The 23,618-nt window shown below is 54.0% G+C and carries 26 protein-coding genes; 10 read left to right on the forward strand and 16 right to left on the reverse strand.

What is annotated here, in order from left to right:
- Nucleotide 1: 1 nt before the first annotated feature.
- Nucleotides 2–760 carry a C40 family peptidase gene (locus HWQ15_RS17810; protein WP_023299947.1) on the reverse strand — a complete coding sequence of 253 codons (759 nt, stop codon included), beginning with the start codon at nucleotides 758–760 and terminating at the stop codon, nucleotides 2–4.
- Between the two features lie 338 nt (nucleotides 761–1,098).
- Between HWQ15_RS17810 and grxD the strand changes: the two genes are divergently transcribed.
- A complete protein-coding gene (gene grxD, locus HWQ15_RS17815; protein ID WP_003832760.1) occupies nucleotides 1,099–1,446 on the forward strand; it encodes a monothiol glutaredoxin 4 in 348 nt (115 codons plus the stop codon).
- 78 nt (nucleotides 1,447–1,524) lie between these two features.
- Here grxD and rnt read toward each other — a convergent pair whose 3' ends face one another.
- The 5 genes from rnt to eptA all read right to left on the reverse strand — a co-directional run bounded on the left by rnt (nucleotide 1,525) and on the right by eptA (nucleotide 6,205).
- A complete protein-coding gene (rnt, locus tag HWQ15_RS17820; RefSeq protein WP_003857625.1) occupies nucleotides 1,525–2,184 on the reverse strand; it encodes a ribonuclease T in 660 nt (219 codons plus the stop codon).
- Between the two features lie 96 nt (nucleotides 2,185–2,280).
- Nucleotides 2,281–2,688 (reverse strand): lactoylglutathione lyase, encoded by a 408-nt coding sequence (gloA, locus tag HWQ15_RS17825; RefSeq protein ID WP_022647898.1) that lies wholly within the window; start codon nucleotides 2,686–2,688, stop codon nucleotides 2,281–2,283.
- 99 nt (nucleotides 2,689–2,787) lie between these two features.
- A complete protein-coding gene (locus HWQ15_RS17830; RefSeq protein ID WP_063149320.1) occupies nucleotides 2,788–3,885 on the reverse strand; it encodes an alkene reductase in 1,098 nt (365 codons plus the stop codon).
- Nucleotides 3,886–3,938: 53 nt separating this feature from the next.
- Nucleotides 3,939–4,538 (reverse strand): TetR/AcrR family transcriptional regulator, encoded by a 600-nt coding sequence (locus HWQ15_RS17835; RefSeq protein WP_063149321.1) that lies wholly within the window; start codon nucleotides 4,536–4,538, stop codon nucleotides 3,939–3,941.
- A 41-nt stretch (nucleotides 4,539–4,579) separates the two neighbouring features.
- Nucleotides 4,580–6,205, reverse strand: coding sequence for a phosphoethanolamine transferase EptA (gene eptA / locus HWQ15_RS17840; protein ID WP_063149322.1), 1,626 nt, complete (start codon nucleotides 6,203–6,205; stop codon nucleotides 4,580–4,582).
- 148 nt (nucleotides 6,206–6,353) lie between these two features.
- Between eptA and HWQ15_RS17845 the strand changes: the two genes are divergently transcribed.
- The 3 genes from HWQ15_RS17845 (at nucleotide 6,354) to sodC (ending at nucleotide 8,137) form a co-directional block, all read left to right on the forward strand.
- The gene (locus HWQ15_RS17845) at nucleotides 6,354–6,593 is read left to right on the forward strand and encodes a DUF1289 domain-containing protein (protein WP_023299951.1); all 240 of its coding nucleotides are present in this window, start codon (nucleotides 6,354–6,356) and stop codon (nucleotides 6,591–6,593) included.
- A gap of 48 nt (nucleotides 6,594–6,641) precedes the next feature.
- Nucleotides 6,642–7,538 carry an aldo/keto reductase family oxidoreductase gene (locus HWQ15_RS17850; protein WP_023299952.1) on the forward strand — a complete coding sequence of 299 codons (897 nt, stop codon included), beginning with the start codon at nucleotides 6,642–6,644 and terminating at the stop codon, nucleotides 7,536–7,538.
- An 80-nt stretch (nucleotides 7,539–7,618) separates the two neighbouring features.
- Nucleotides 7,619–8,137, forward strand: coding sequence for a superoxide dismutase [Cu-Zn] SodC (sodC, locus tag HWQ15_RS17855; protein WP_022647904.1), 519 nt, complete (start codon nucleotides 7,619–7,621; stop codon nucleotides 8,135–8,137).
- Here sodC and HWQ15_RS17860 read toward each other — a convergent pair.
- The 3 genes from HWQ15_RS17860 to HWQ15_RS17870 are packed head-to-tail and all read right to left on the reverse strand — an operon-like array spanning nucleotide 8,116 to nucleotide 11,248.
- Nucleotides 8,116–10,149 (reverse strand): FUSC family protein, encoded by a 2,034-nt coding sequence (locus HWQ15_RS17860; RefSeq protein WP_032677351.1) that lies wholly within the window; start codon nucleotides 10,147–10,149, stop codon nucleotides 8,116–8,118. The genes sodC and HWQ15_RS17860 overlap by 22 nt on opposite strands.
- Nucleotides 10,149–11,009, reverse strand: coding sequence for an HlyD family secretion protein (locus tag HWQ15_RS17865; protein WP_038417029.1), 861 nt, complete (start codon nucleotides 11,007–11,009; stop codon nucleotides 10,149–10,151). The genes HWQ15_RS17860 and HWQ15_RS17865 overlap by 1 nt, the downstream gene beginning before the upstream one ends.
- 2 nt (nucleotides 11,010–11,011) lie before the next feature.
- Nucleotides 11,012–11,248, reverse strand: coding sequence for a DUF1656 domain-containing protein (locus HWQ15_RS17870; RefSeq protein WP_022647907.1), 237 nt, complete (start codon nucleotides 11,246–11,248; stop codon nucleotides 11,012–11,014).
- A 196-nt stretch (nucleotides 11,249–11,444) separates the two neighbouring features.
- Here HWQ15_RS17870 and slyA point away from each other — a divergent pair, with 196 nt between their 5' ends.
- The gene (slyA, locus tag HWQ15_RS17875) at nucleotides 11,445–11,885 is read left to right on the forward strand and encodes a transcriptional regulator SlyA (protein ID WP_032623345.1); all 441 of its coding nucleotides are present in this window, start codon (nucleotides 11,445–11,447) and stop codon (nucleotides 11,883–11,885) included.
- Between the two features lie 38 nt (nucleotides 11,886–11,923).
- Here the strand turns inward: slyA and HWQ15_RS17880 are convergent, their stop codons facing one another.
- Together HWQ15_RS17880 and slyB are read right to left on the reverse strand one after the other, a co-directional pair.
- On the reverse strand, nucleotides 11,924–13,285 hold the full coding sequence (locus tag HWQ15_RS17880; protein ID WP_038415948.1) for a GGDEF domain-containing protein: 1,362 nt from the start codon (nucleotides 13,283–13,285) through the stop codon (nucleotides 11,924–11,926).
- Nucleotides 13,286–13,481: 196 nt separating this feature from the next.
- Nucleotides 13,482–13,949 carry an outer membrane lipoprotein SlyB gene (gene slyB, locus HWQ15_RS17885; RefSeq protein WP_022647910.1) on the reverse strand — a complete coding sequence of 156 codons (468 nt, stop codon included), beginning with the start codon at nucleotides 13,947–13,949 and terminating at the stop codon, nucleotides 13,482–13,484.
- Between the two features lie 255 nt (nucleotides 13,950–14,204).
- Between slyB and anmK the strand changes: the two genes are divergently transcribed.
- The 5 genes from anmK (at nucleotide 14,205) to pdxY (ending at nucleotide 18,787) form a co-directional block, all read left to right on the forward strand.
- A complete protein-coding gene (gene anmK / locus HWQ15_RS17890; protein ID WP_032624364.1) occupies nucleotides 14,205–15,329 on the forward strand; it encodes an anhydro-N-acetylmuramic acid kinase in 1,125 nt (374 codons plus the stop codon).
- Nucleotides 15,330–15,422: 93 nt separating this feature from the next.
- Nucleotides 15,423–15,746 (forward strand): C-type lysozyme inhibitor, encoded by a 324-nt coding sequence (gene mliC, locus HWQ15_RS17895; protein WP_022647912.1) that lies wholly within the window; start codon nucleotides 15,423–15,425, stop codon nucleotides 15,744–15,746.
- Between the two features lie 57 nt (nucleotides 15,747–15,803).
- A complete protein-coding gene (gene pdxH / locus HWQ15_RS17900) occupies nucleotides 15,804–16,460 on the forward strand; it encodes a pyridoxamine 5'-phosphate oxidase (RefSeq protein ID WP_023299958.1) in 657 nt (218 codons plus the stop codon).
- 125 nt (nucleotides 16,461–16,585) lie between these two features.
- The gene (tyrS, locus tag HWQ15_RS17905) at nucleotides 16,586–17,860 is read left to right on the forward strand and encodes a tyrosine--tRNA ligase (protein WP_022647913.1); all 1,275 of its coding nucleotides are present in this window, start codon (nucleotides 16,586–16,588) and stop codon (nucleotides 17,858–17,860) included.
- Between the two features lie 66 nt (nucleotides 17,861–17,926).
- On the forward strand, nucleotides 17,927–18,787 hold the full coding sequence (pdxY, locus tag HWQ15_RS17910; protein ID WP_063149324.1) for a pyridoxal kinase PdxY: 861 nt from the start codon (nucleotides 17,927–17,929) through the stop codon (nucleotides 18,785–18,787).
- A gap of 60 nt (nucleotides 18,788–18,847) precedes the next feature.
- Here pdxY and gstA read toward each other — a convergent pair whose 3' ends face one another.
- The 5 genes from gstA to rsxG all read right to left on the reverse strand — a co-directional run bounded on the left by gstA (nucleotide 18,848) and on the right by rsxG (nucleotide 23,617).
- Nucleotides 18,848–19,453: a glutathione transferase GstA gene (gstA, locus tag HWQ15_RS17915; RefSeq protein WP_045308481.1), complete on the reverse strand. Its 606-nt coding sequence runs from the start codon at nucleotides 19,451–19,453 to the stop codon at nucleotides 18,848–18,850.
- 105 nt (nucleotides 19,454–19,558) lie between these two features.
- On the reverse strand, nucleotides 19,559–21,067 hold the full coding sequence (dtpA, locus tag HWQ15_RS17920) for a dipeptide/tripeptide permease DtpA (RefSeq protein ID WP_023299961.1): 1,509 nt from the start codon (nucleotides 21,065–21,067) through the stop codon (nucleotides 19,559–19,561).
- A 608-nt stretch (nucleotides 21,068–21,675) separates the two neighbouring features.
- On the reverse strand, nucleotides 21,676–22,311 hold the full coding sequence (gene nth / locus HWQ15_RS17925) for an endonuclease III (protein ID WP_023306010.1): 636 nt from the start codon (nucleotides 22,309–22,311) through the stop codon (nucleotides 21,676–21,678).
- Nucleotides 22,308–22,994 carry an electron transport complex subunit E gene (locus HWQ15_RS17930; RefSeq protein ID WP_003857592.1) on the reverse strand — a complete coding sequence of 229 codons (687 nt, stop codon included), beginning with the start codon at nucleotides 22,992–22,994 and terminating at the stop codon, nucleotides 22,308–22,310. The genes nth and HWQ15_RS17930 overlap by 4 nt, the downstream gene beginning before the upstream one ends.
- Before the next feature lie 2 nt (nucleotides 22,995–22,996).
- Nucleotides 22,997–23,617, reverse strand: a complete 621-nt coding sequence (rsxG, locus tag HWQ15_RS17935) for an electron transport complex subunit RsxG (protein ID WP_038415952.1) — start codon at nucleotides 23,615–23,617, stop codon at nucleotides 22,997–22,999.
- Nucleotide 23,618 lies beyond the last annotated feature (1 nt).

Consider the following 23,618-nt stretch of genomic DNA (forward strand, 5'->3'; position numbering starts at 1 on the left):
TCTAGCGAATGGTTTTTGGCGTCATCACTCGGCGCGCACCCACATAGTGGCGCACCCAGTAATCTTCACTGAGGGAGGTGATCTGAATGTCCTGACCGCTGCGCGGTGACTGGATAAATTTACCGTTACCCACATACACCCCAACGTGATCGGCCGTGCCGCGTCCCTGGGTGCGGAAGAACACCAGGTCGCCATTTTGCAGTTCGCCACGGTTTACAGGCGCGGCGTCGCGCAGATGGTACATCTCATTGGCGGTGCGTGGAATGCGAAACTTCACCAGATCTTTATAGGCATAATAAACCAGCCCACTACAGTCAAAACCGGTGCGCGGAGAGGTGCCACCCCAGCGATATGGTTTACCTATTTGCCCCATCAGTTTATTCATCGCCGTTTTTTGCGCTTTCTGCATACGCGCTTTATGCACGTCAGCCAGCTTCGTCACTTTGGCGCATTTCGTTTTATGGCCTTTGCGCACGGTGCATTTATCATTCACCAGGCTGGCGGTCGTGCGGGTGGTTTTGTGCGTGCCGGAACGGAGAGTTTTGGTTTTACTGGAGGCGGTCTTTTTGGTGTGAGCGGTGGTTTTCTTCTTTACTGTTTTGCTGGTGGTTTTTTTCTTACGTTCTGTGGTTTTTGCCAGATGCGTTTTTTGTACAGCAGAATGCCGCGCCTGTTCGGAGGCGTTCGCCGCTGGCGTAAATGAGAGTGTGGTAAACAGTAAAGCACAGAGCGTCATCGAGATTTTAGTTATCCGCGCCACTGGGCAGTCCCCTGATAAGTGCGAGCCAAAATACATACCCGCATGAGATTTACAAAACCAGTCGATTCTAATCCATAAAATCGGAATAAGTTAATAGCATTTTTCATTCAAAAAATGTGTTTCGTTAGCAAGTGCAAAAAAATTCACCATTCTGTCGCACTCTTGTTCGCTCCTTAAGCAAAACCGCACGGCGCGCAGCCTTAAACGTCATTATCAATGCAACTTTACGCGATAGCGGATAAAATAATGAGACGTGACAAAAATGTTATTTTCCGATGTCGGCCTGACCCGCTACAATGTCAGACTGATGCCGTAACAGAAGTTAAAGGAAGCAAGACATGAGCACCACTATTGAAAAAATTCAGCGCCAGATCGCTGAAAACCCGATTCTCCTGTACATGAAAGGTTCTCCGAAGCTGCCAAGCTGCGGCTTCTCCGCGCAAGCGGTTCAGGCGCTGTCCGCCTGTGGTGAGCGTTTTGCTTACGTTGATATCCTGCAAAACCCGGACATCCGCGCTGAGCTGCCAAAATACGCAAACTGGCCGACCTTCCCACAGCTGTGGGTTGACGGTGAACTGGTTGGCGGCTGTGATATTCTGATTGAAATGTATCAGCGCGGCGAACTGCAACAGCTGATCAAAGAGACTGCGGCGAAGTATAAAACCGAAGAGCCGGACGCAGAATAAGTTTTCTGCGGATATAAAAAAGCGACCACATTATGTTGGTCGCTTTTTTTTGTCCTGTGGGGCTGTTGATTACCCAGTCTACGATTGAAGATCGGCCTCGTCGCCCATCGGCAGCGGCCAGCCACCCAGACGTTTCCAGCGGTTGACGATCTCACAGAACAGCTCCGCCGTACGCTCGGTATCGTATAACGCGGAATGCGCCTGAGTGCCGTCAAACGCAATACCCGCCGTGATGCAGGCTTTAGAGAGCACGGTTTGCCCCAGCGCCAGGCCGCTCAGCGCGGCGGTGTCGAAGGTCACAAACGGATGGAATGGATTACGCTTTAGCGAGGCGCGCTCGGCGGCAGCCATGGTGAAGCTGTGATCGAACGTAGCGTTGTGGGCCACCATGATGGCGCGGCTACAGTCATTCTCTTTCATGCCTTTGCGCACCATTTTGAAAATGGCGTGCAGCGCCTCGTATTCGCTTACCGCCCCGCGCAGCGGGTTTGTCGGATCGATACCGTTAAAGGCCAGCGCCTCTGGCTGTAAGTTTGCGCCTTCAAAGGGTTCAACGTGGAAATGCAGCGTGGTGTCCGGTACAAGCCAGCCCTGTTCATCCATCTTCAGCGTGATGGCGGCAATTTCAAGCAGCGCATCGGTTTTAGCGTTAAATCCGGCTGTTTCTACATCAATGACAACGGGATAAAAACCACGAAAACGGTCGCACAGACCGGTAAATTGAGCGTTATCGGACATCAGGGTCTCTTACAAGGGGGAAAAAGCAGTGCGCATTATGGCAAATTTTGAGAGGGGATGCAGCAAAACAACGGGCGCATAGTGCGCCCTGCGGGATCAATTGCCCAGACCGCGACCAGCGTCTTTAGCTTCGATCAGTTCGATTTTATACCCGTCCGGATCTTCAACAAACGCAATCACGGTGGTGCCGCCTTTAACCGGACCGGCTTCACGGGTGACGTTACCGCCATTGCTGCGGATACGTTCGCAGGCTTCAGCCGCATTATCCACTTCCAGCGCGATGTGGCCGTAAGCCGTACCCAGCTCGTAGCTGTCCACGCCCCAGTTGTAGGTCAGCTCGATGACCGCTTCTTCAGATTCCGGGCCGTAACCGACAAACGCCAGAGAGTATTTATATTCCGGATTTTCGCTGGTGCGCAGCAGCTTCATGCCCAGAACGTTAGTGTAGAAATCGATGGAACGTTGCAGGTCGCCAACGCGCAGCATGGTGTGAAGTAGGCGCATAATTTCCTCATTAACCAGTGGAATGGATTATCTTTTTGAACAGAAACGATGTTTTAGTATAGCGGCGAAAGGTCGCCGCTATCAATGTACAAAGCGGGATTACAGTGAAGGGTAGTCGGTATAACCTTCCGCGCCGCCGCCATAGAAGCTTTCAGGGCGCTGCGGGTTCAGTTCGGCTTTCTTCTGCAAACGGGCAACCAGATCCGGGTTCGCAATGTAATCGCGGCCAAAGGCCACGGCGTCGATTAAACCTTTACCGATCAGATCCTCGGCTTTCTCTGCCGTATAAGCGCCCGCCCCGATAATCACGCCGTGGAAGCGCTCGCGAACTTTCTGTCGGAAGGCTTCGCTGTAGGGTTTGCCGCCTGCCCAGTCCGGCTCGGACATGTGCAGATACGCGATACCGCGTTTAGCCAGCTCTTCAATCAGATACAGCGCATCCGCTTCTTCGTTCGGACCGTTGTCGACGTTCTGGAAGGTACCAATTGGGGAAACTCGAATACCAATGCGATCTGCGCTCCACTCATTACACACGGCATCTACCACTTCAAGCACCAGACGCGCGCGGTTTTCAACGCTGCCGCCGTACTGGTCGGTACGCTGATTGGAAGACGGTGACAGGAACTGGTGCAGCAGGTAGCCGTGCGCAGAGTGCAGCTCAACCAGGTCGAAGCCCGCTTCACGGGCGTTGGCGACGGCCTGACGGAAATCATTCACGATACCCGGGATCTCGTCCAGCTCAAGCGCGCGTGGCGTGGTGGTGTCGACGCGAATAGCATTACCGTTTTCATCGCGCAGGGAAGTGCGGGTATTCGCATTCAGGGCAGAGGCAGAAACGGGCGCCTGACCGCCAGGCTGGATGCTGCTGTGCGAGATACGACCGGTGTGCCACAGCTGAACCGCAATACGGCCATCTTCAGCATGAACGCCTGCGGTGATTTTTTTCCACGCGGCGATCTGTTCCGGGCTGTGCAGACCCGGCGCACCGGCGTAGCCTTTAGCCTGGGCAGAAACCTGCGTGGCTTCGGAAATAATCAGGCCCGAGCTGGCGCGCTGACGGTAATACTCACCCATCAATGGCGTTGGGATATCTCCCGGCTCGATGCTGCGCAGACGGGTAAGTGGGGCCATAAACACGCGGTTTGGGGCAGTAACGGCACCCACTTTCAGTGGGGTAAATAGCTTTTCAGCGGACATAATGGCTCCTGAGTAGACCAGTCGACTAGTAAAAGGGTAAATAAAAACGCCGGCTACACGCCAGGCGCGGTAATACAGTTTTTCACATGCGCCAGCGCGCTTTCGAGCGGCACGGCGCTGCGAGACATTTTTGCCTGCAGGTTGGCGCCTAACCAGAGGGAATAGAGCACCTGCGCCTGCGTGAGCGGTTCACCGGAGAAGGAGAGCGTTGTTTCATCGCGGCCTTTTTCCAGCGCCTGAGCCAGCAGAGCGATTACGCCGCTGGCCCCTTTATCCATGGCGGTGCGCATATCTTCGGAGAGATCGCACACTTCGGCAGACAGTTTTACCGTCAGGCACCCGCTGATGATGCCCTGCTGACAGAACTGCGTCAGCGTTTCCTGATAGTAGTTCAGAACACGATCCCGGTAGTCACCTTCGCCGCTGGCGAAGTGGGCTGCCAGGCGCTGATGGTAGCTGGCGTAGTGCCGCTCCAGCATGGCTACGCCAAACGCCTCTTTGGATCGAAAATAGTGATAAAACGATCCCTTAGGCACTTCAGCGGTTTTTAATAACTCGCTCAGCCCCATACCGATAAACCCGCGATGCATGCAAAGGCGCTCGCCGGTAGCCAGCAAATGTTCTCGTGTATCGTGTTCTGTATGTCTGCTCATGCCCTTACTCTAATAGACCGTTCGGTCTAATGCAAGCCCGCTTAGCGACGACATTGCGACAAAATATCCAGCTGCGGCTGATAAACCACTGATTTCACGTCCATCATGCCCAGAACCGTGGCAAACAAATTGTCCTGTGAAACTGCCTCTTTTGCAGCATGGTTACGCAGGCAATCCGTGTTTACGCCGAAGTTTTTCGCATAGTCCGGGGAGAGCCAGAACATAAACGGAATATGCGTTTGCTGCTCCGGGGCCAGCATATACGGCGTACCGTGCAGGTAAATTCCGCTTTCGCCCAGCGATTCGCCGTGATCGGAGAGGTAAATGAGCGCTGTGTTCATACTGGCCTTCCGGGCTTTTAGCGCGTCGATGGTTCGGCTGAGCACGCTATCGGTATACAGAATCGAGTTGTCATAGGTATTGATCAGCGACTGATGATCGCAATCCTGAATTTCATTGGTATCGCAGGTTGGGGTGAATTTCCGGAAGCGGTCCGGGTAACGGTTGTAATAAGCCGGACCGTGGCTGCCCATCAGGTGTATCACCAGTACGGTATCCTGCTTTATTCCGTCCAGCACGTTGTCCAGGCGGTACAGGTTGACGTCATCGATACAGGATTTGTCCTTACAGAACTGATCCAGTTTCCACTGGGTCATATCCGTGTGCGGCACGCGGTCGCAGGCACCTTTACACCCGCCGTCATTGTCGCGCCACAGCAGGTTGAACCCGGCGTGGTTAAGCACATCGAGCAGTCCTTCCTGATGATGGGCGAGGTCCGCGTCATATTTTTTTCGCGTCATGCCGGAGAACATGCAGGGGACGGAAACGGCGGTTTCCGTGCCACAGGAGGAGGCCTGTGGGAAGTTGATGACATCCCGCTTTTTCAGCTCGGGGTTGGTTTCACGGGGGTAACCATTTAACGAATAGTTTGCAGCGCGGGAGGCTTCGCCCACCACCAAAACCAGCACGGTTTTCTTACGTTGGCCGGAAATCAGCGCCCCTTTATGGGCATCCTCGCCAATGCGGACCAGCGTCTGGTCGCCGGCAAACCAGCGCATTTTGCTGTACTTCACAACGGCGCTCACGTAGTTCGCCGGAGTGACCATTTTGACGATGCTTTTGTTATTGCGGAACAGCGAAGCATAGTCTTTATAGAACACTGCCGCGACGAGAATGATCACCAGCAGCGCACCGAGTATAGCGGCGAAACGTGTTAGCAGGGCATACCACCATTTTCCGGTTCGAATGCGCGTCAGGGCTAAGATGACGGAAGGGACCAGACCCGCGACGGCCAGCCACAGGATCAGCTGCGGCGTTACCAGGGCTGTCGCTTCCTGGGAGTTAGTCTCAAACACGTTCACAATCATGTTCTGATCGATAACCGCGCCATAGGTGTACATAAACCAGGTCGCGGCGGCGCATCCTATGGTCAGGGCAATCATGAGCGGCTTGCGAATAAAGGGAATATTCAGCAGGCTAAAAACAATGACCCAGCCGCAGAACAGAACCAGCGGCACACTGGCGGCAAAAAGCACGTCGTGCAGACGGGCAGGTGCGATGATTGACCAGCTGCGCTGGATAAACAGCGCATTGAACACGGTGAAGAAAAGCGCACAGGCGAGGGTAAATTTCGTATCGTTACAGTGTAACTTTTTAGTGAGCCACATGATGACCAGACCATTCGTTATATCAATGCGGCGAGTATAAGAAGGGAAGATTAGCGAAACCTTAATGCCCTGTTTGTGACGGACACTCCTTGCATGCAGGCCATTTAGGGTCTTCACTGTAGGGAATAATGACGTTCTGGAGGTAGGTGTGGCAGAGCAACTGGAATTTTTCCCTGTCCAGAGCCCGTGCCGGGGTATTTGCCAGGTTGATGAACGAGGATACTGCCGTGGCTGCATGCGCACACGCGATGAACGTTTTAACTGGCAAAATTTCAGCGACGCGCAAAAGCAGGAGGTCTTACGGCTCTGCCGACAACGTCTGCTGCGCAAAATTCGTGCAAACAAAGCGGTTGAAACCGAAGAACCTCAGCAACCTTCACTGTTTTAGCAGGGTAATTGCGTATACTGGTGACATGACTTCCTTGAGGAAAATGTTATGGTTCAGCGTATTACCCTTGCCCCGCAGGGCCCGGAATTCTCCCGATTCGTTATGGGCTACTGGCGCCTTATGGACTGGAATATGTCTCCGGTCCAGCTGGCGGACTTTATAGAAGAGCATCTCGATCTCGGGATCACCACCGTCGATCACGCTGATATTTATGGTGGCTATCAGTGCGAGGCCGCTTTTGGCGAAGCGCTGAAGCGTGCGCCAGCGCTGCGTGAACGTATGGAGATTGTGACCAAATGCGGTATTGCCACCACAGCAAAACCGGAGCATGCACTTGGGCATTACATCACTGACAGCGCGCATATCGTTAAAAGCGCTGAGCAGTCACTGGTCAACCTGGCCACCGATCGTATCGACCTGCTGCTGATCCACCGTCCCGATCCATTGATGGATGCGGATGAGGTTGCGGAAGCGTTCCTGACGCTACACCAGAGCGGCAAAGTGCGTCATTTTGGCGTGTCTAACTTCACCCCGGCACAGTTTGCGCTATTGCAGTCTCGCCTGCCGTTTACGCTGGCGACGAATCAGGTGGAGATTTCGCCTGTTCATCAGCCGCTGCTGCTGGATGGCACGCTCGACCAATTGCAACAGCTGCGCATCCGTCCAATGGCATGGTCCTGCCTGGGAGGCGGCCGCCTGTTTAACGATGAGGCCTTCCAGCCGCTGCGTAACGAGCTTGAAACGGTGGCCCGCGAACTGAATGCGGAGAGTATTGAGCAGGTGGTTTACGCCTGGATCCTGCGCCTGCCGTCTAAACCGCTGCCGATTATCGGCTCCGGCAAAATTGAGCGCGTCCGCGCTGCGCTGGTGGCTGAAGAGCTGGATATGTCGCGTCAGCAGTGGTTCCGCATCCGCAAGGCGGCTCTGGGCTACGACGTACCCTGAGTGCGTGGAGTCTGACTTTCCGGTGAAATCTGCGCCTCTGGTATAGACTTAAGGTGCAAAAAATAACCCGTGGAGGTCATATGAAGCGTTTTGCTCTGGCAGTGGTCACGCTGGTTGTTTGCGCAGGAGCGCAGGCAGCCAGCGAAGAAGTTGAAATGAATCTCGTCACTTCTCAGGGAGTAGGCCAGTCCATCGGGACGGTGAAAATCACCGAAACCGATAAAGGGCTGGAATTTGCTCCCGATCTCAAGGCCCTTCCACCCGGTGAACATGGTTTTCACGTTCATGCCAAAGGCAGCTGTCAACCTGCAATGAAAGAGGGGAAACCTTCAGCCGCTGAGGCCGCTGGGGGGCATCTGGATCCGCACAACTCTGGTAAGCATGAAGGCCCGGAAGGTATGGGGCACCTCGGCGATCTGCCGGTGCTGGTGGTGAATAACGACGGTAAAGCCACCGATCCGGTTGTTGCGCCCCGGCTGAAAAAGATTGACGAGGTCAAAGGCAAGGCGCTGATGGTCCATGTGGGCGGCGATAACATGTCCGATCAACCTAAACCGCTTGGCGGCGGCGGGGCGCGCTATGCCTGCGGCGTGATCTGATCGCCAATTGTTCCGGGTGGCGGCGCCTGTTCAAGCTGTGACAGGGAGCAGTGCAGCCGCCAGATAATGGACGCCAGATCGCGGGCCGCAGGCTGATGGTGGTGCGCCAGAGCGTCGCAAATACGCTGAAGCTCGGCGAGCGTGACGCTCAGGGGGCGTTGCTGAACTCCGCGCTCGCTCATCACATCGCGAAGCATGGAAATACAATTATCGCGGACCTGCGAAAGCGGGTCGGAACGCGTCTCCCAGGCACGCAGCTGCCACACCACGTGCGAACAGTTCAGCAGCACCACGCCCCAGCGCAGTAGCCAGCGACGGGAGAGGGAATCCTGGCTGTTGTTCAGCTGGCTGACATGATGGTAAACCAGCGATTCATACTCGCTTTCACGCAGATGCGGGCTGCGACTCAGTTGATCGACAAAACCCCTGCGCAGCTCACGAATATGCCTGCGGCTTTTACGCGCATCCGAGCCCGGGCGTAGCACGGCGAAAGCCAGCCACGCCAGCCCCACGCCGAGGATCTTCGCCAGGTTATCGTTGAGAAAATCAGCGTAATCGTAAACCGGAGGATTCGTTACAGAGATAAATGAGCCCATAAAAACAATCAACTGCCCCCACAGACCGGCCAGTTTTGGCATTTGCAGTTTGAGCAACTGCATGGTGGTTAACAGCGGGAAGAGAAACAGCAGAAATTGCCAGAGGTCGGTTATCTGCACCATCAAACCAAATTTCACCACGAAGCTGAACAGCGACAGCAGTACCAGCGTACGCAGCAGAAGCGTCAGGGAATTAAACGGGGAAGCGGCGACGGAATAGAGCACGCAGCTGATTGCCGCAAGCGTCAGGGCTGCACTGCCCGCATCCCATTGGGTGGTGATGGCCCATGCGCCCACGGCCGTCAACGCGCAAAACGTACGAAAACCGCTCCACAGCGCCTCCATTGCGTCGGTATGGCGCGCCAGAGCTGGGCTACCGGGAACGGAAAATTCGGTGACGGGCGTGGCATTTTCGACGGCTTTTAACCAGCGGCTGCTGCGCAGATACAGGCGGCAGAAATAGTTCAGACGCTGCCAGAAGGCGCGGTGCCGGTAATCATATTCATCCGTTGGGGCGAGCGGCGCGATAATGCGGGCCACGGTATAGATATCGGCATCCGGACGCGCAAGGGCGGCGAGCAGCGCCTCGATAACTTCCCGGGTATGGGCTGGCGGCGCAGGCCAGTTCAGCAACATCCGGCGAAGGCTCGAGATCGCACTCGTCATCCGCAATTGCTGGTGCAGTAAATAGTTCAGGAGCGTGTTCTGGCGACGAAAACGGTAGTGGCTCCAGAATGCCTGGATGCGTAACAGGTTCATGGTCAGGATCTGGCCGATGACCTTTTCGTGTGCTAGACGGATGTTATCGCTGCTATCAGGCTGCCAGAGCAGGCTGGCATGTTCCAGCAAACGCGCGTGCATCGTTTTAAGGGCGGTGATAAGCGTAGTGCCATCCGAGGTGCTGGGCAGGATCATCATCATGACGCCGCCGCACAGAATGCCGACCATCACTTCACATACGCGTGCCTGGGCGATGTCCCATAGCTCGGTGGTATCCAGCACGTTGACGACCGGAAAGGCGATAATGGCTGCGGTGTAACCTGCCAGTTGAAACGCGTACGCAACGTTGTTGGTAAAATGGGCGCAGGCCCAGGTGCACAGCCCCAGCCATGCCGACATGCTTAACAGAAAGAGCCAGGGATCGTTCAGGGTATGGCCGGCAAGAAGCAGTGCAGCGGTCGCACCCAGCAGGCTACCCGCCACGCGCCCGAGGCTTTTACTGATAACGCCCCCGACGGTAGGGAAGCTGACGACCGCCGCAGAGGTCATCGCCCAGTAAGGCTCATCCAGATTCAGATAATAGGCAACCGTAAGCGCAAGGCACATGGCGATGCCGTTACGCAGCGCGTAACGCCACTGCGGCCGTGTCGCTTTTATCCACGGCGTATTGCGCCAGGAGAAAGCTCCCAGGTTCATCATCGCGATCCGATGGCGACGGTGCAGGTTGTGCCAGAGACCAGAGTAATGTCTTTCGGCAGTTGCTCTAACTCGACGCGAACAGGCACCCGCTGAGCCAGACGCACCCACGGTACGTTGGGTTTGATGTCAGGCACCAGACCAGAATCGGTTTCCACGCTCTGATCGTAAATTGCCCGACCTATGCTACTAACGTGACCCTGTAACTTTTCTGCACCGCTGTAAAGCGTGATCCGGGCAGGCGCACCCTCGCGGATATGCCGCAGCTTGGTCTCTTCAAAATAACCTACAACATAGAAAGAGTGGCTATCTACCAGGGCAAAGACCGGCTGGCCTGTGGTGGCGTAATCCCCCACACGGGTCGACAGGCTCGTGATCCATCCATCCACCGGAGCTTTGACAACGGTCTGGGTCAGTTGCCACTCGGCCTGTTTCAGCGTTGCCTCTGCAACCTTCAGGCTGGCCTGCATGGCTTTTACATTGATATTGGCGGTATCGAGATCTTCCGCAGAGATGTAATTCCTCGACAGATGTCGGCGACGTTCGGCTTCGTTATTGGCTTTTGCCAGATCTGATTGAGCTTTTGCGAGCTGCGCCTGGGCATTGAGCACCGCAATGTGGAAAGGGGTCTCATCGATGCGGAATAACACATCGCCCGCATGAACGAACTGGTTGTCCTTCACCAGCAGCGCGCTGATACTGCCGGACACCTGTGGCGTGATGCTGACCTGTTCTGCGCGGATCTTGCCGTCACGCGTCCAGGGCGACTGCATGTAATAATTCCAGAGCCACCAGCCGGCCATAAGCGCCAGCGCTAAAACGAAAAGAGTGGAAAAATATTTTAACGTTTTCAATGCTATTCTCACCACACGGTTAACACGGCAAGGCCAAGACAGACGGAAAGGGTAAACAGGGAGAGATCCATTAACATCGGGTGCCAGATTTCACCGGAATACATCCAGTCGCGCAGCAGACGATGCGCAATGAGCCAGATCACAAAACCGACCATCACGGCTTTAAACAGTGGCGGAAAGTAGACCGATGCGCCGACAATCAGATCCTGGAGGGGCAACCCTGCGGAGAGGGAAAAGAACGTCACAAGCAGTGATCCTTTGCAGTGGGGTGAGGGCCACAATGGCATATTTCAATGCGATGGCGCATTACCGTTCAGTGTAAATCATCCTTTCAGGAATGATGAATACCGTGATTGCATTTGTTTTGGCAATACAAATACTGCAAACTATTCTAAAATCACTAAAATCACTATAATCACTTAGCAAGCTAATTATAAGGAGATGAAATTGGAATCGCCATTAGGTTCTGATCTGGCAAGGTTGGTACGCATCTGGCGTGCTCTGATTGACCATCGCCTGAAACCTCTGGAACTCACGCAGACGCACTGGGTTACGCTGCATAACATTCATCAGCTCCCGCCCGACCAGTCACAGATCCAACTGGCAAAAGCGATTGGCATTGAGCAGCCGTCACTGGTGCGCACTCTTGACCAACTGGAAGAGAAGGGACTTATCTCCCGACAAACCTGCGCCAGCGACCGTCGCGCCAAGCGGATCAAATTGACGGAAAAAGCGGCGCCGATTATTACTGAGATGGAAGCCGTCATCAGTAAAACGCGTGGGGAGATCCTTGAAGGTATTTCCCCCGCTGAGCTGGAGATGCTGATAGGACTCATCGCCCGTCTTGAGCAGAACATCCACGATCTGCAGTCTCGCGACTGACCGAACGTAAAGGCCTTGCGAAATCAAGGCCTTTCTTATTATCTGAACACCACCACCCGGTTGCGCCCTGTCTCTTTTGCCTCATACATGGCTTTATCCGCGCTCTCCACGCAGGTTTCCGCACTGGTTTCCGGCGAGGTTGCGGTGAATACGCCCATGCTGATGGTAATGGGTTCCGGCAGATGACCGCCGCTGCTGGCTTTATCAAACCCGCTCAGCTTGAGGCGAATGCGCTCGGCCACCTGCCGCGCGGCGTCTGAAGGGGTATTTGTCAGCATCAACACAAACTCTTCACCACCGATTCGGGCCGCGATATCCTGGGGGCGCACGGAATCAGTCAGCAGATTAGAGACGAACTGTAATACCTTATCGCCCTGCAAATGCCCGTAACAGTCGTTGATACGTTTGAAACGGTCAAGGTCGCTTACTACCACCGATACCGGGTGTGCCTCCGTTGCAGTGCTGAGGGCGTAGTTTAATGAATCATAAAAATAGCTGCGATTATAAAGACGGGTAAGCGGGTCGCGGATTGAATTTTGATATGACTGCTGGTATTTGACGTGCGAGTCACGATACAAATTAAAGACGTCGGAAAGCAAAATGAAAATAATCATTAATGTCGCGACAGTTTCGAATAACCGGGCGCGGTACCATGATACATCTTCTACGTATCCACCTAACAACAGCATTAACAGCGTGACGACATAACAGACGCATAAAAAATTGCCGCCCGCCCAGAACAAATTTCTTATCCGGGTCACGACCATCAGGGTGATTAATGTGACGACCCAAAGAATGACCAAAATGATGTTGATGGTCTGGCTCCAGAGAATCATGAACTGCCGGGTTTCATTATCCACAAGATCCAGGGTTAACGTCGTGGAATGGCTGGAATAGAACCACGCCAGCCAAAGCATGCAGCCCGTAAAGAGAGCCGATCCGACAACAATACCGATGTGGGTGCTTCGTGAAAGGGGGGAAACGCGAAGCGTATAAAGTAAGGCTGAGGCCATCATGAGCACCGCCATTAAGAGGTGTCGGAACATATAAAAGATCATCGCGTCATTATAGTTCGCCTCGTTGAACTGATAGAGATCCAGCCAACCTGGAAAACTGGATAGCGTACCCACCATCAGCAGTGCTGAACCGGCAAAGGCTGACGCAATCGGAACGAGATATAGCCGTTTTTTATCACACCAGTATTTCATTGCCATAAAACAGGCGATAAACAGATGGAATACCAGAAGAAAAATAGTGAGCGTAGGGAAAAATAGCGGAGAGAATGAAGGAACCCATTCAACAAGTTTTATAAAACAACCTTGTAACACGGCAATGATAAAAATGCACCCAAGTGCAAAGGCCACAAAGCGGTTCATTACAAATCGACAGTTCGCAAGCATAGAATGTTAAAAAATTAAAAAGAGGAAAAAGAGAATCAGACGAGTCTAAAGGAGGGAAATAAAAAATACTTTGAGCAGGAACAATATCAGAGGGAATTAATTATACGCCGTGTGAATGTATTTTTATAAATACATTTTTTAAAATGATAGTTTTTGTAAATGGATGCGGCCCGAAAGGACCGCATCCGTCGGGATATTAACGCGGGGAGACGGTGACCTGGCTACCGTTGCTTGCCAGTACAACACGCTGGCCTGCAGAGAAGCGAGTATTACCCTGTTTCTGCACAACCATAATGGTGCTGCCATCGTCTTTACGGATTTCCAGCTCAACGCCCTGAGTTTTGTTCATCGCACCCTGAACGCCCTGACCCGCTACGCCGCCTGCAACTGCGCCTGCTGCGGTAGCCAGAGAGCGACCGGTGCCGCCACCAATGGTGTTACCCAGGAAACCACCCAGCACAGCACCACCGATTGCGCCCACGACGTTCGTGTCATCACCACCCTGAATCTGAACAGGACGGGCATTAACGATAGTACCGTAGGTCACGTTCTGTACCTGTTTAGCTTCAGAAGCACTATATACGTCGCCGGAGAGTGAATTGTCGTTCACACAACCCGCCAGTGTTAAACCAATCAGCGAAACGCCCAGTACACGTAAAATCATTTGACTCTCCTGTTCACCAAAAAACGCCCGGTTGGGGCATCCGTTATGGCTAAATTATATGGCATTCCTGACCACAGTTCATATCTTTGCATGCCGAATAGATAAATTTTACCTGAACGGGGCTTAACGGGACATAAACAAAAACCGTCTGTGCTACAGGTCTGAGATTGTTAAAAAATATTATCACCGGATAGCAAAGCAGCGTTATTTATGATGGAGTGGTTGCACTTAGCCCATGTAACGTAAGGAAAGCGCATGAAATCGGGTCGCTATATCGGTGTGATGTCTGGTACCAGTCTTGACGGTGTGGATGTCGTTCTGGCCGCCATTGATGAAAACATGGTGGCGCAGCAGGCAAGCCTGACCTGGCCTATTCCGGTCTCGTTAAAAGAAGAGATCCTGAGCATCTGCCAGGGGCAACAGCTGACGCTTTCCCAACTGGGCCAACTGGATGTGCGTCTGGGGGCGCTGTTTGCTGATGCGGTATTGGCCCTGATGCAGCAAGAAAGACTTCATCCGCAGGATGTCGTGGCAATAGGCTGCCATGGGCAGACCGTCTGGCATGAACCTGTCGGCGAGGCGCCGCACACGATGCAAATTGGCGATAATAACCAGATTGTGGCAAAAACCGGCGTGACGGTGGTGGGGGATTTCCGTCGTCGCGATATGGCCCTCGGCGGGCAGGGGGCGCCGCTGGTTCCGGCATTTCATCAGGCGCTGCTGGCGCACCCGGTGGAGCGCAGAATGGTTCTGAACATTGGCGGGATTGCCAACCTGTCGATGCTCATTCCCGGGCAGCCCGTGCGTGGATACGATACCGGGCCCGGTAATATGCTGATGGATGCCTGGATCTGGCGTCAGAACGGTAAACCCTACGACAAAGACGCGCAGTGGGCCAGCCAGGGGAAAGTGATCCTTCCCTTGCTGCAAGCCCTTTTAAGCGATCCATTCTTTGCCCTGCCAGCGCCGAAAAGCACGGGGCGAGAGTATTTCAACTACGGCTGGCTTGAACGTCATCTGGCACGCTTCCCCGGCCTTGCGCCTCAGGATGTGCAGGCTACGCTGACTGAGCTTACCGCCGTGTCGATTTCTGAACAGGTGTTGCTCAGCGGCGGGTGCGAGCGTCTGCTGGTATGCGGAGGCGGAAGCCGCAACCCCCTCCTGATGGCACGCCTCGCCGCCCTGCTGCCGGGCACCGAAGTCACGACCACTGACGAAGCCGGGATCAGCGGAGACGACATGGAAGCGCTGGCCTTCGCCTGGCTTGCCTGGCGTACGGTTGCCGGTCTGCCCGGGAATTTACCCTCCGTAACCGGTGCGCGAGAGGCGAGCGTCCTCGGTGCTATTTTCCCGGCAAATCCGCGCCATAATCAGAGTTAACTGAAATTCAGCGGGAAGCATAACCCGTAAAATCGGGAAAAACAGGAGGGCGGTTAGGCCCTCCAGGACCAGGATAGTCTTCGGAATCTGCCCATGAAAAAACTTCTTCTCATTGCTGTACCTTTTCTTATGACCGGATGCAGCGTCTATAACCAGTTTGTTGAGCGTATGCAAACCGATACGCTGGAATATCGTTGTGATGAAAAACCGCTGACGGTGAAGCTGAACAACACTCGCCAGGAAGCCAGCTTTGTTTATGACAATAAGTTGTTGACGCTGAAGCAGGGGATGTCCGCCTCCGGGGCGCGTTACACGGATGGGATCTACGTCTTCTGGTCAAAAGGTGACAGCGCCACCGTCTATAAGCGAGACCGCATTGTGCTGAACAATTGTCAGCTGGAAAATCCGAAGCGTTGAGATTTTTGAAGGGGGCGCGCACAATAGCGCCACCCAACCTCACTTTCAGCTAACGCCATGTCAGAAAACGACGAACTACAGCAAATTGCGCATCTGCGCCGTGAATACACCAAAGGCGGTCTGCGCCGCCAGGATCTTCCCGCCGAACCGCTGGTGCTTTTTGAACGCTGGCTGAAACAGGCCTGCGAAGCGAAACTGGCCGACCCGACGGCGATGGTCGTTGCCACGGTTGATGAAAACGGTCAGCCGTATCAACGCATCGTTCTTCTTAAGCATTATGACGAGAAAGGGCTGGTGTTCTACACCAACCTTGGTAGTCGTAAAGCGCATCACCTGGAAAATAATCCGCGTATTAGCCTGCTCTTCCCGTGGCATATGCTTGAGCGCCAGGTGATGGTTACCGGCAAGGCAGAGCGCCTCTCTACGCTCGAAGTGGTGAAATATTTCCACAGCCGACCGCGCGACAGTCAGATTGGCGCCTGGGTTTCTAAACAGTCCAGCCGAATCTCGGCCCGCGGCGTACTTGAAAGTAAATTCCTCGAACTCAAACAGAAGTTTCAGCAGGGTGAAGTGCCGCTGCCGAGTTTCTGGGGCGGGTTCCGCATCCCCATTGAGCAGATGGAATTCTGGCAGGGCGGTGAGCACCGCCTGCACGACCGCTTTTTATACCAGCGCGACAACGGTGGCTGGAAAATAGACCGACTGGCACCGTAATCCCCAAAATTTGTTGATTTAAGCGCTAGCGCACACCGCGCTGGCGCTTTATTCTATGGTCCTTTCGCATCAGGCGAAAAGTCGTGTACCGGCAAAGGTGCAGTCGTTTATACATGGAGAATTTGATGGCAAGCAGTAACTTGATTAAACAATTGCAAGAGCGGGGCCTGGTGGCCCAGGTGACGGACGAGGAAGCGTTAGCAGAGCGACTGGCGCAAGGCCCGATCGCGCTCTATTGCGGCTTCGATCCCACCGCTGACAGCTTGCATTTGGGGCATCTTGTTCCATTGTTATGCCTGAAACGCTTCCAGATGGCGGGTCATAAGCCTGTTGCCCTGGTTGGCGGTGCGACTGGTCTGATTGGCGACCCAAGTTTCAAAGCCGCTGAGCGTAAGCTGAATACCGAAGACACCGTGCAGGAGTGGGTGGATAAGATCCGTAAACAGGTTGCACCGTTCCTGGATTTCAACTGTGGTGACAACGCTGCGATTGCGGCGAACAACTACGACTGGTTTGGTGGCATGAACGTGCTGACGTTCCTGCGTGACATCGGCAAACACTTCTCTGTTAACCAGATGATTAACAAAGAAGCGGTCAAGCAGCGTCTTAACCGTGACGATCAGGGTATCTCTTTCACCGAGTTCTCCTACAACCTGTTGCAGGGGTATGACTTCGCCTGCCTGAACAAGCTGCACGGCGTGTCGCTGCAAATTGGCGGTTCTGATCAGTGGGGTAACATCACCTCCGGTATCGATCTGACCCGTCGCCTTCACCAGAATCAGGTGTTTGGTCTGACCGTGCCGCTGATCACCAAAGCAGACGGTACCAAGTTTGGTAAAACCGAAGGCGGCGCAGTATGGCTTGATCCGAAGAAAACCAGCCCGTACAAATTCTACCAGTTCTGGATCAACACGGCGGATGCCGACGTTTATCGCTTCCTGAAATTCTTCACCTTTATGGATATCGAAGAAATCAATGCGCTGGAAGAAGAAGACAAGAACAGCGGTAAAGCACCGCGCGCCCAGTATGTGCTGGCCGACGAAGTGACCAAACTGGTTCACGGTGAAGAAGGTTTGGCAGCGGCGAAACGCATTACGGCGAGCCTGTTCAACGGGACCCTGAGCGATTTAAGCGAAGCGGATTTCGAACAGCTGGCGCAGGATGGCGTGCCGATGGTGGAGATGGAAAAAGGCGCCGATCTGATGCAGGCGCTGGTCGACTCCGAGCTCCAGCCGTCTCGCGGTCAGGCGCGTAAAACCATCGCCTCTAACGCGATCACCATTAATGGCGAAAAACAGGCCGATCCGGAATACACCTTTACCGAGAACGACCGTCTCTATGGTCGCTACACGCTGCTGCGTCGCGGTAAGAAAAATTACTGTCTGGTCTGCTGGAAGTAATTAAAAGTACGCAGGGGCGTGGGAAACCACGCCCCTTTTGTTTTGACAGGGTTTGGTAAGTACAACATGAAGAACATCCTCGCCATTCAGTCCCACGTTGTTTTTGGACATGCTGGCAACAGCGCTGCGGAATTCCCGATGCGCCGCCTCGGGGCCAACGTCTGGCCCCTCAATACCGTCCAGTTCTCGAATCACACCCAGTACGGTAAATGGACCGGCTGCGTGATGCCGCCGTCGCATCTGACGGAGATCGTTCAGGGGATTGCGGATATCGACCAGCTTAAACGCTGCGATGCCGTACTGAGCGGTTATCTGGGTTCGGCGGAGCAGGGGGAGCATATCCTGGGCATTGTGCGCCAGGTGAAAGCGGCAAACCCCGCGGCGAAATATTTCTGCGATCCGGTGATGGGGCATCCGGAAAAAGGCTGCATCGTCGCGCCGGGCGTTGCGGAGTTTCATGTCCGTCATGCATTGCCTGCCAGCGATATTATTGCGCCAAATCTGATTGAACTTGAGATCCTGTGCGAGCATCCGGTCAACAGCGTAGAAGAGGCTGTAAGCGCTTCTCGCGAGCTAATTGCTCAGGGGCCTGAGATTGTCCTGGTGAAGCACCTGGCACGCGCAGGGTTGAGCCAGGACCGTTTTGAAATGCTGTTGGTGACGAAGGATGAAGCCTGGCACATCAGTCGACCGCTGGTGGATTTCGGTACACGTCAGCCTGTCGGGGTTGGGGATGTGACCAGCGGTTTGCTGCTGGTGAAGCTATTGCAGGGCGCAAGCCTGCGCGATGCGCTGGAGCACGTAACCGCAGCCGTTTATGAAATCATGATTGCGACGAAGACGATGCAGGAATATGAGCTCCAGGTGGTCGCGGCGCAGGATCGCATCGCGAAGCCCGAGCATTATTTCAGCGCAACCCAATTGTAAGAGCAGGGATAGTGTAGGCCGGGTAAGCGCAGCGCCACCCGGCAATACAGCGCGCTCGGATTAATTCAACCCTTCTGCCTTCAGCGCCGCTGCAACCGCAGGGCGTGCCGCTACGCGTTCCATATACGACGCAATATGATCTAATCCTTCCAGGTTCAGCTTCACCGCGCGCGCCCAGCGCAGAACGGTAAACAGATACGCATCAGCAATGGTGAAACGCGCACCGCAGATCCACTGATCGTCTTTCAGTGATTCATTAATGTACTGCATCTTTTTCTCAAGTAACGCACGTACGGTCGGTTTGTACTCTTCCGGAGTATCCGGGCGGAACAGCGGCGTAAAGCCTTTGTGCAGCTCGGTCGCGATGTAGTTAAGCCACTCAAGGGTTTTATAGCGAGAGATACTGCCTGTTGGTGCCAGCAGCTGACGATCAGGCACGTTGTCGGCCAGGTACTGCATTATCGCCACGCCTTCGGTCAGCAGCGTACCATCATCCAGCAGCAGGGCCGGAACCTGCCCTTTTGGGTTAATCGCAAAAAAGTCACCCCCGTTTTCCAGGCGCTTTTTCATCAGGTCAACGCCGTCCAGCGTGAAATCCTTACCGCTCTCGCGAAGGGTGATATGCGAAGCAAGAGAGCAGGCGCCCGGTTTATAGAACAGTTTCATCGGTAACTCCTTTTTGCTGAGGTTCCCGCTATGTTAGTGCGCGTTCAGATAAAAAAAAAGCCGCTAATCAATTAGCGGCTTCTGTTCAGTCGTTTCCCGATGACATTACGCGTTCGCGGTGTTGGTCGCTTTAGCGGATTTGTCGTCGTCCTGCGTCATACGATTGAGTTTTGGTGCGGTGAGCAGCATCAGCACGGCAATTACGGCTGTCGCGATACCAATTTGCATGAACACGGTGCCGTAGACGTTCAGGGAGACCAGCGGGTCGGTAACGTTGTCCGGTACCGCCATCAGGTTCGCAATCTTACCTGCAATGATGGCTGCGCCAGCGGTCGTCAGGAACCAGCTACCCATGATGAAGCCCATCAGACGCTGAGGGACCAGCTGTGCAACCATCGCCAGGCCCAGACCGGAGATCATCAGTTCACCGATGGATTGCAGCGCATAGCTCAGGATCAGCCAGTTAACAGACACGATACCCGCGTCGGTCGCGAATTTCGTCCCCAGCGGCAGCACCAGGAATGCGCCAGAGCACAGCACCATACCGATCGCGAACTTGTGCGGCATCGGCAGACGGTCGCCCATCTTGTTATAGATAGCGGCCAGAATCGGGCTACCAATCATGATCCAGAACGGGTTCAGTGCCTGGTACTGCTCCGGCTCGAACGCGATACCCAGGATGGAGTGCTCAACGTTGCGGATTGCGAAGAAGTTCAGGGACGTTGGCATCTGGCTGTACAGGACGAAGAAGATAATCGCTTCCAGCATCAGGATGAACGCCACAATCATCTTACGACGTGCCGCACCCTGCATCGCGAAGGCTTCTTTAGCGAAGATAATCACGATACCCAGCGCAACCACGGCCAGTACGGCACGTGCAATACCCTGGTTGTGCAGCAGCCAAGTCGCGACAGCGGCCAGGATCACAATGCCGACGATGGTTGCCAGCAGTTTGCCCATATGCACGGGTTCGAAGTCTGGTTTAGAACCATAATCTTTAACCCAGCTGCGACAGAACAGGAAGTTCACAACGGTGATCAGCATACCCACGAAGCTCAGCGCAAACGCTACGCTCCAGCCGAATTTCGCGGCCAGCCATGGGGTTGCCAGCATAGAGAAGAATGAACCGATGTTGATGGACATGTAGTACATGGTAAATGCACCGTCCAGACGCGGATCATCTTTGTTGTAGCAAGTAGAAAGCAGGGAGGACGGGTTAGCCTTAAAGAGGCCGTTACCTACCGCGATGGTAGCCATGCCCATGTATACCACGCCCGCATCGTGCCCGGACCATGCAACCAGACCATAGCCAATCGCCAGAACCACGGCGCCCAGCATAATGACACGTTTCGTACCGAGGACTTTATCGCCTAACCAGCCGCCGATGGCGACCAGGCCATAGACCAGAGCGCTGAAGGACGAGAACAGCGTGATGGAATCGGCTTCGGACATACCCAGTTGCTTAACCAGGTAAACGGCCATAATCCCTTGCAGGCCGTAGTAGCCAAAACGCTCCCATAATTCGATAGAGAAAATGAGATAGAACGCTTTAGGCTGTTTGAAAGCGTTAAGACTTACGCTCTCATCTGTTGGTTTATTGTTTGCAGTAGACACATATACCTCTTTTTTTACATCCCATATTAACGGGGGTGTTCATAGCGTGATGACCGTAGTCCATCCGCTTTATAGTTATATTGGGAGGGGAAACGGCGGGTAATGTTCACTATCCAGCCCCATCTGGCAATACGTTTGTAATAATCTGTTACATATAACTGTGGCGGTATAATCATCGGTTCACGCAAATGTTATGCAGCGTTAAATTTCATCCGTTGAGAATTGGTGGTTTTTTTCACTGTAAATGACCCTGGTGAATGGCTGTATGGCGATATGTTCTGCTATTTTGGGTGAAAGGCAGTGATATAGCCCATATTATGAAAAATGACTGGTCTTATATGCGGTGAGTAATGGATGAGATCTTGTCTGGCAAAGGCGTGGAGAGGGTTTTAACAACAAAAATCCAACATCAAGTTATCAGAGTGATCGCGATCACAGATGTATAGAAATTTTTGGTGATGAAAAAACTATTAACCTGTTTGAGTGTTAAATATCCGCAGAATCGACAACACTTTATGGACAATGAGAGGGAAAATTACGGCCAAGGGAGAAGATATCAGAGCCCTTGTTTAATCTAAGGGCTTGAACAGTAACAAGTGGATGTACCTTCAGGGATAAACTTTTTCTTTGTATTCACAGAGATCTTCGATAATGCAGGAGCCGCAGCGTGGCTTACGTGCAATACAGGTATAGCGCCCGTGAAGGATTAGCCAGTGATGGCAATCCACCTTAAATTCCGCAGGGACCACTTTTAATAGCTTTTCTTCCACCTCTTCCACGTTTTTACCCGGCGCGAACCGGGTGCGATTAGAAACGCGGAAGATGTGAGTGTCCACGGCGATCGTCGGCCAGCCAAACGCCGTGTTGAGCACGACATTTGCCGTTTTACGCCCGACGCCTGGCAACGCTTCCAGCGCTGCGCGATCTTCCGGGACTTCACCGCCGTGCTGCTCAAGCAGGATCCGGCAGGTCTTAATGACGTTTTCGGCCTTACTGTTAAACAGGCCGATGGTCTTGATATAGGATTTTACCCCTTCAACCCCCAGCCCCAGCATGGCCTGCGGCGTATTGGCGACAGGGTAGAGCAGGGCCGTGGCTTTGTTGACGCTCACGTCAGTGGCCTGCGCAGAGAGCAGCACCGCGATCAACAGTTCAAACGGCGAGTTAAAATTCAGCTCTGTCGTTGGATGAGGATTCTCATCGCGCAGGCGCGTCAGGATCGCAATGCGTTTCTCTTTATTCATACTGCTTTCTCGGGGATCCCTTCCTGTACGCTGCGTTCAGCGGCGCGGCGTTTACGTTTTTCGTCAATCAGGTATTTTAACGCCAGCATCATTCCAAGGCCAATGAATGCGCCTGGCGGTAGCATGGCCAGCAGGAACGGGGTGTCCGTATGGAACACCTCGATACGCAGCGATTTCGCCCAGCCGCCAAGCAGCGCGTCCGCACCGTCGAAGAGCGTACCGTTGCCCAGAATTTCACGCAGAGAGCCGAGGACGAACATGGCGGCAGTCGCGCCCATGCCGATGGAAAACCCATCCAGCGCGGAAATTGCCGGGTTGTTTTTCACCGCGAAGGCTTCAGCGCGTCCCACGACAATACAGTTAGTCACGATAAGCGGAATGAAGATCCCGAGCGACTGGTACAGGCCAAATGCGTAGGCGTTAATCAGCATTTGCACGACGCTGACCACCGATGCAATGATCATGACATAAATCGGAATACGGATTTCCGATGGCGTCCAGCGGCGCAAAACAGAAATGGAGAAGTTGGTCAGGGTCAGCACCAGCGTGGTCGCCAGCCCCAGCCCGAGCGCGTTGGTGGCGGTAGACGTCACCGCCAGCAGCGGGCACAATCCCAACAGCTGTACCAATGCCGAGTTGTTCTTCCAGAGTCCCTGGACGATAACCTCTTTAACCTGGCTCATGGTCACTCCTCACAGGCGGAAAGATGATTGATCTGCGCGGGCAGCGTTTCGGCATACAGACCGGCGCGTTTGACGGCGTTGACGACCGCGCGGGGCGTAATCGTGGCGCCCGTGAACTGGTCAAACTCACCGCCATCTTTTTTCACCGCGAAAGCAGGATCGTCCTCGCCATGAATCATCTTACCGGCAAAGTGTAAAATCCAGTCGCTCAGGCGTGTTTCAATTTTGTCGCCAAGGCCCGGCGTTTCGTGATGTTCCGTCACGCGCGTACCCAGCACGGTGCCGGAAAAATCGCTGCCTACCAGCAGCTGAATTGCGCCAGAGTAACCGTCCGGCGCGGTGGCTTCCATGATGGCACCCACCGGGTTCTCGCCCTTACGGGCAATATAAACGCGGTGTGTTCCTTTACCGAGCTGCGGGGCCTGCACGACAAAGCAGCTTTTTTGCAGGTTATTATCATAGAAGTCTGATGGGATCACCTGATCGAACAACGCCTTTTGCTGCTTCATTGCCTGCTCTTCAATGGTGCTTTTCGTCAGTTCATTTACCAGCGCGGTCAGCCCGGTGAGGGCGGCGGCGAAGATCGCCAGCGTGACGCCGTGTTTTTGCATAGTCTTTAGCATG

The organism is Enterobacter sp. DSM 30060 (assembly GCF_013375955.1).
GTDB lineage: Bacteria > Pseudomonadota > Gammaproteobacteria > Enterobacterales > Enterobacteriaceae > Enterobacter > Enterobacter intestinihominis.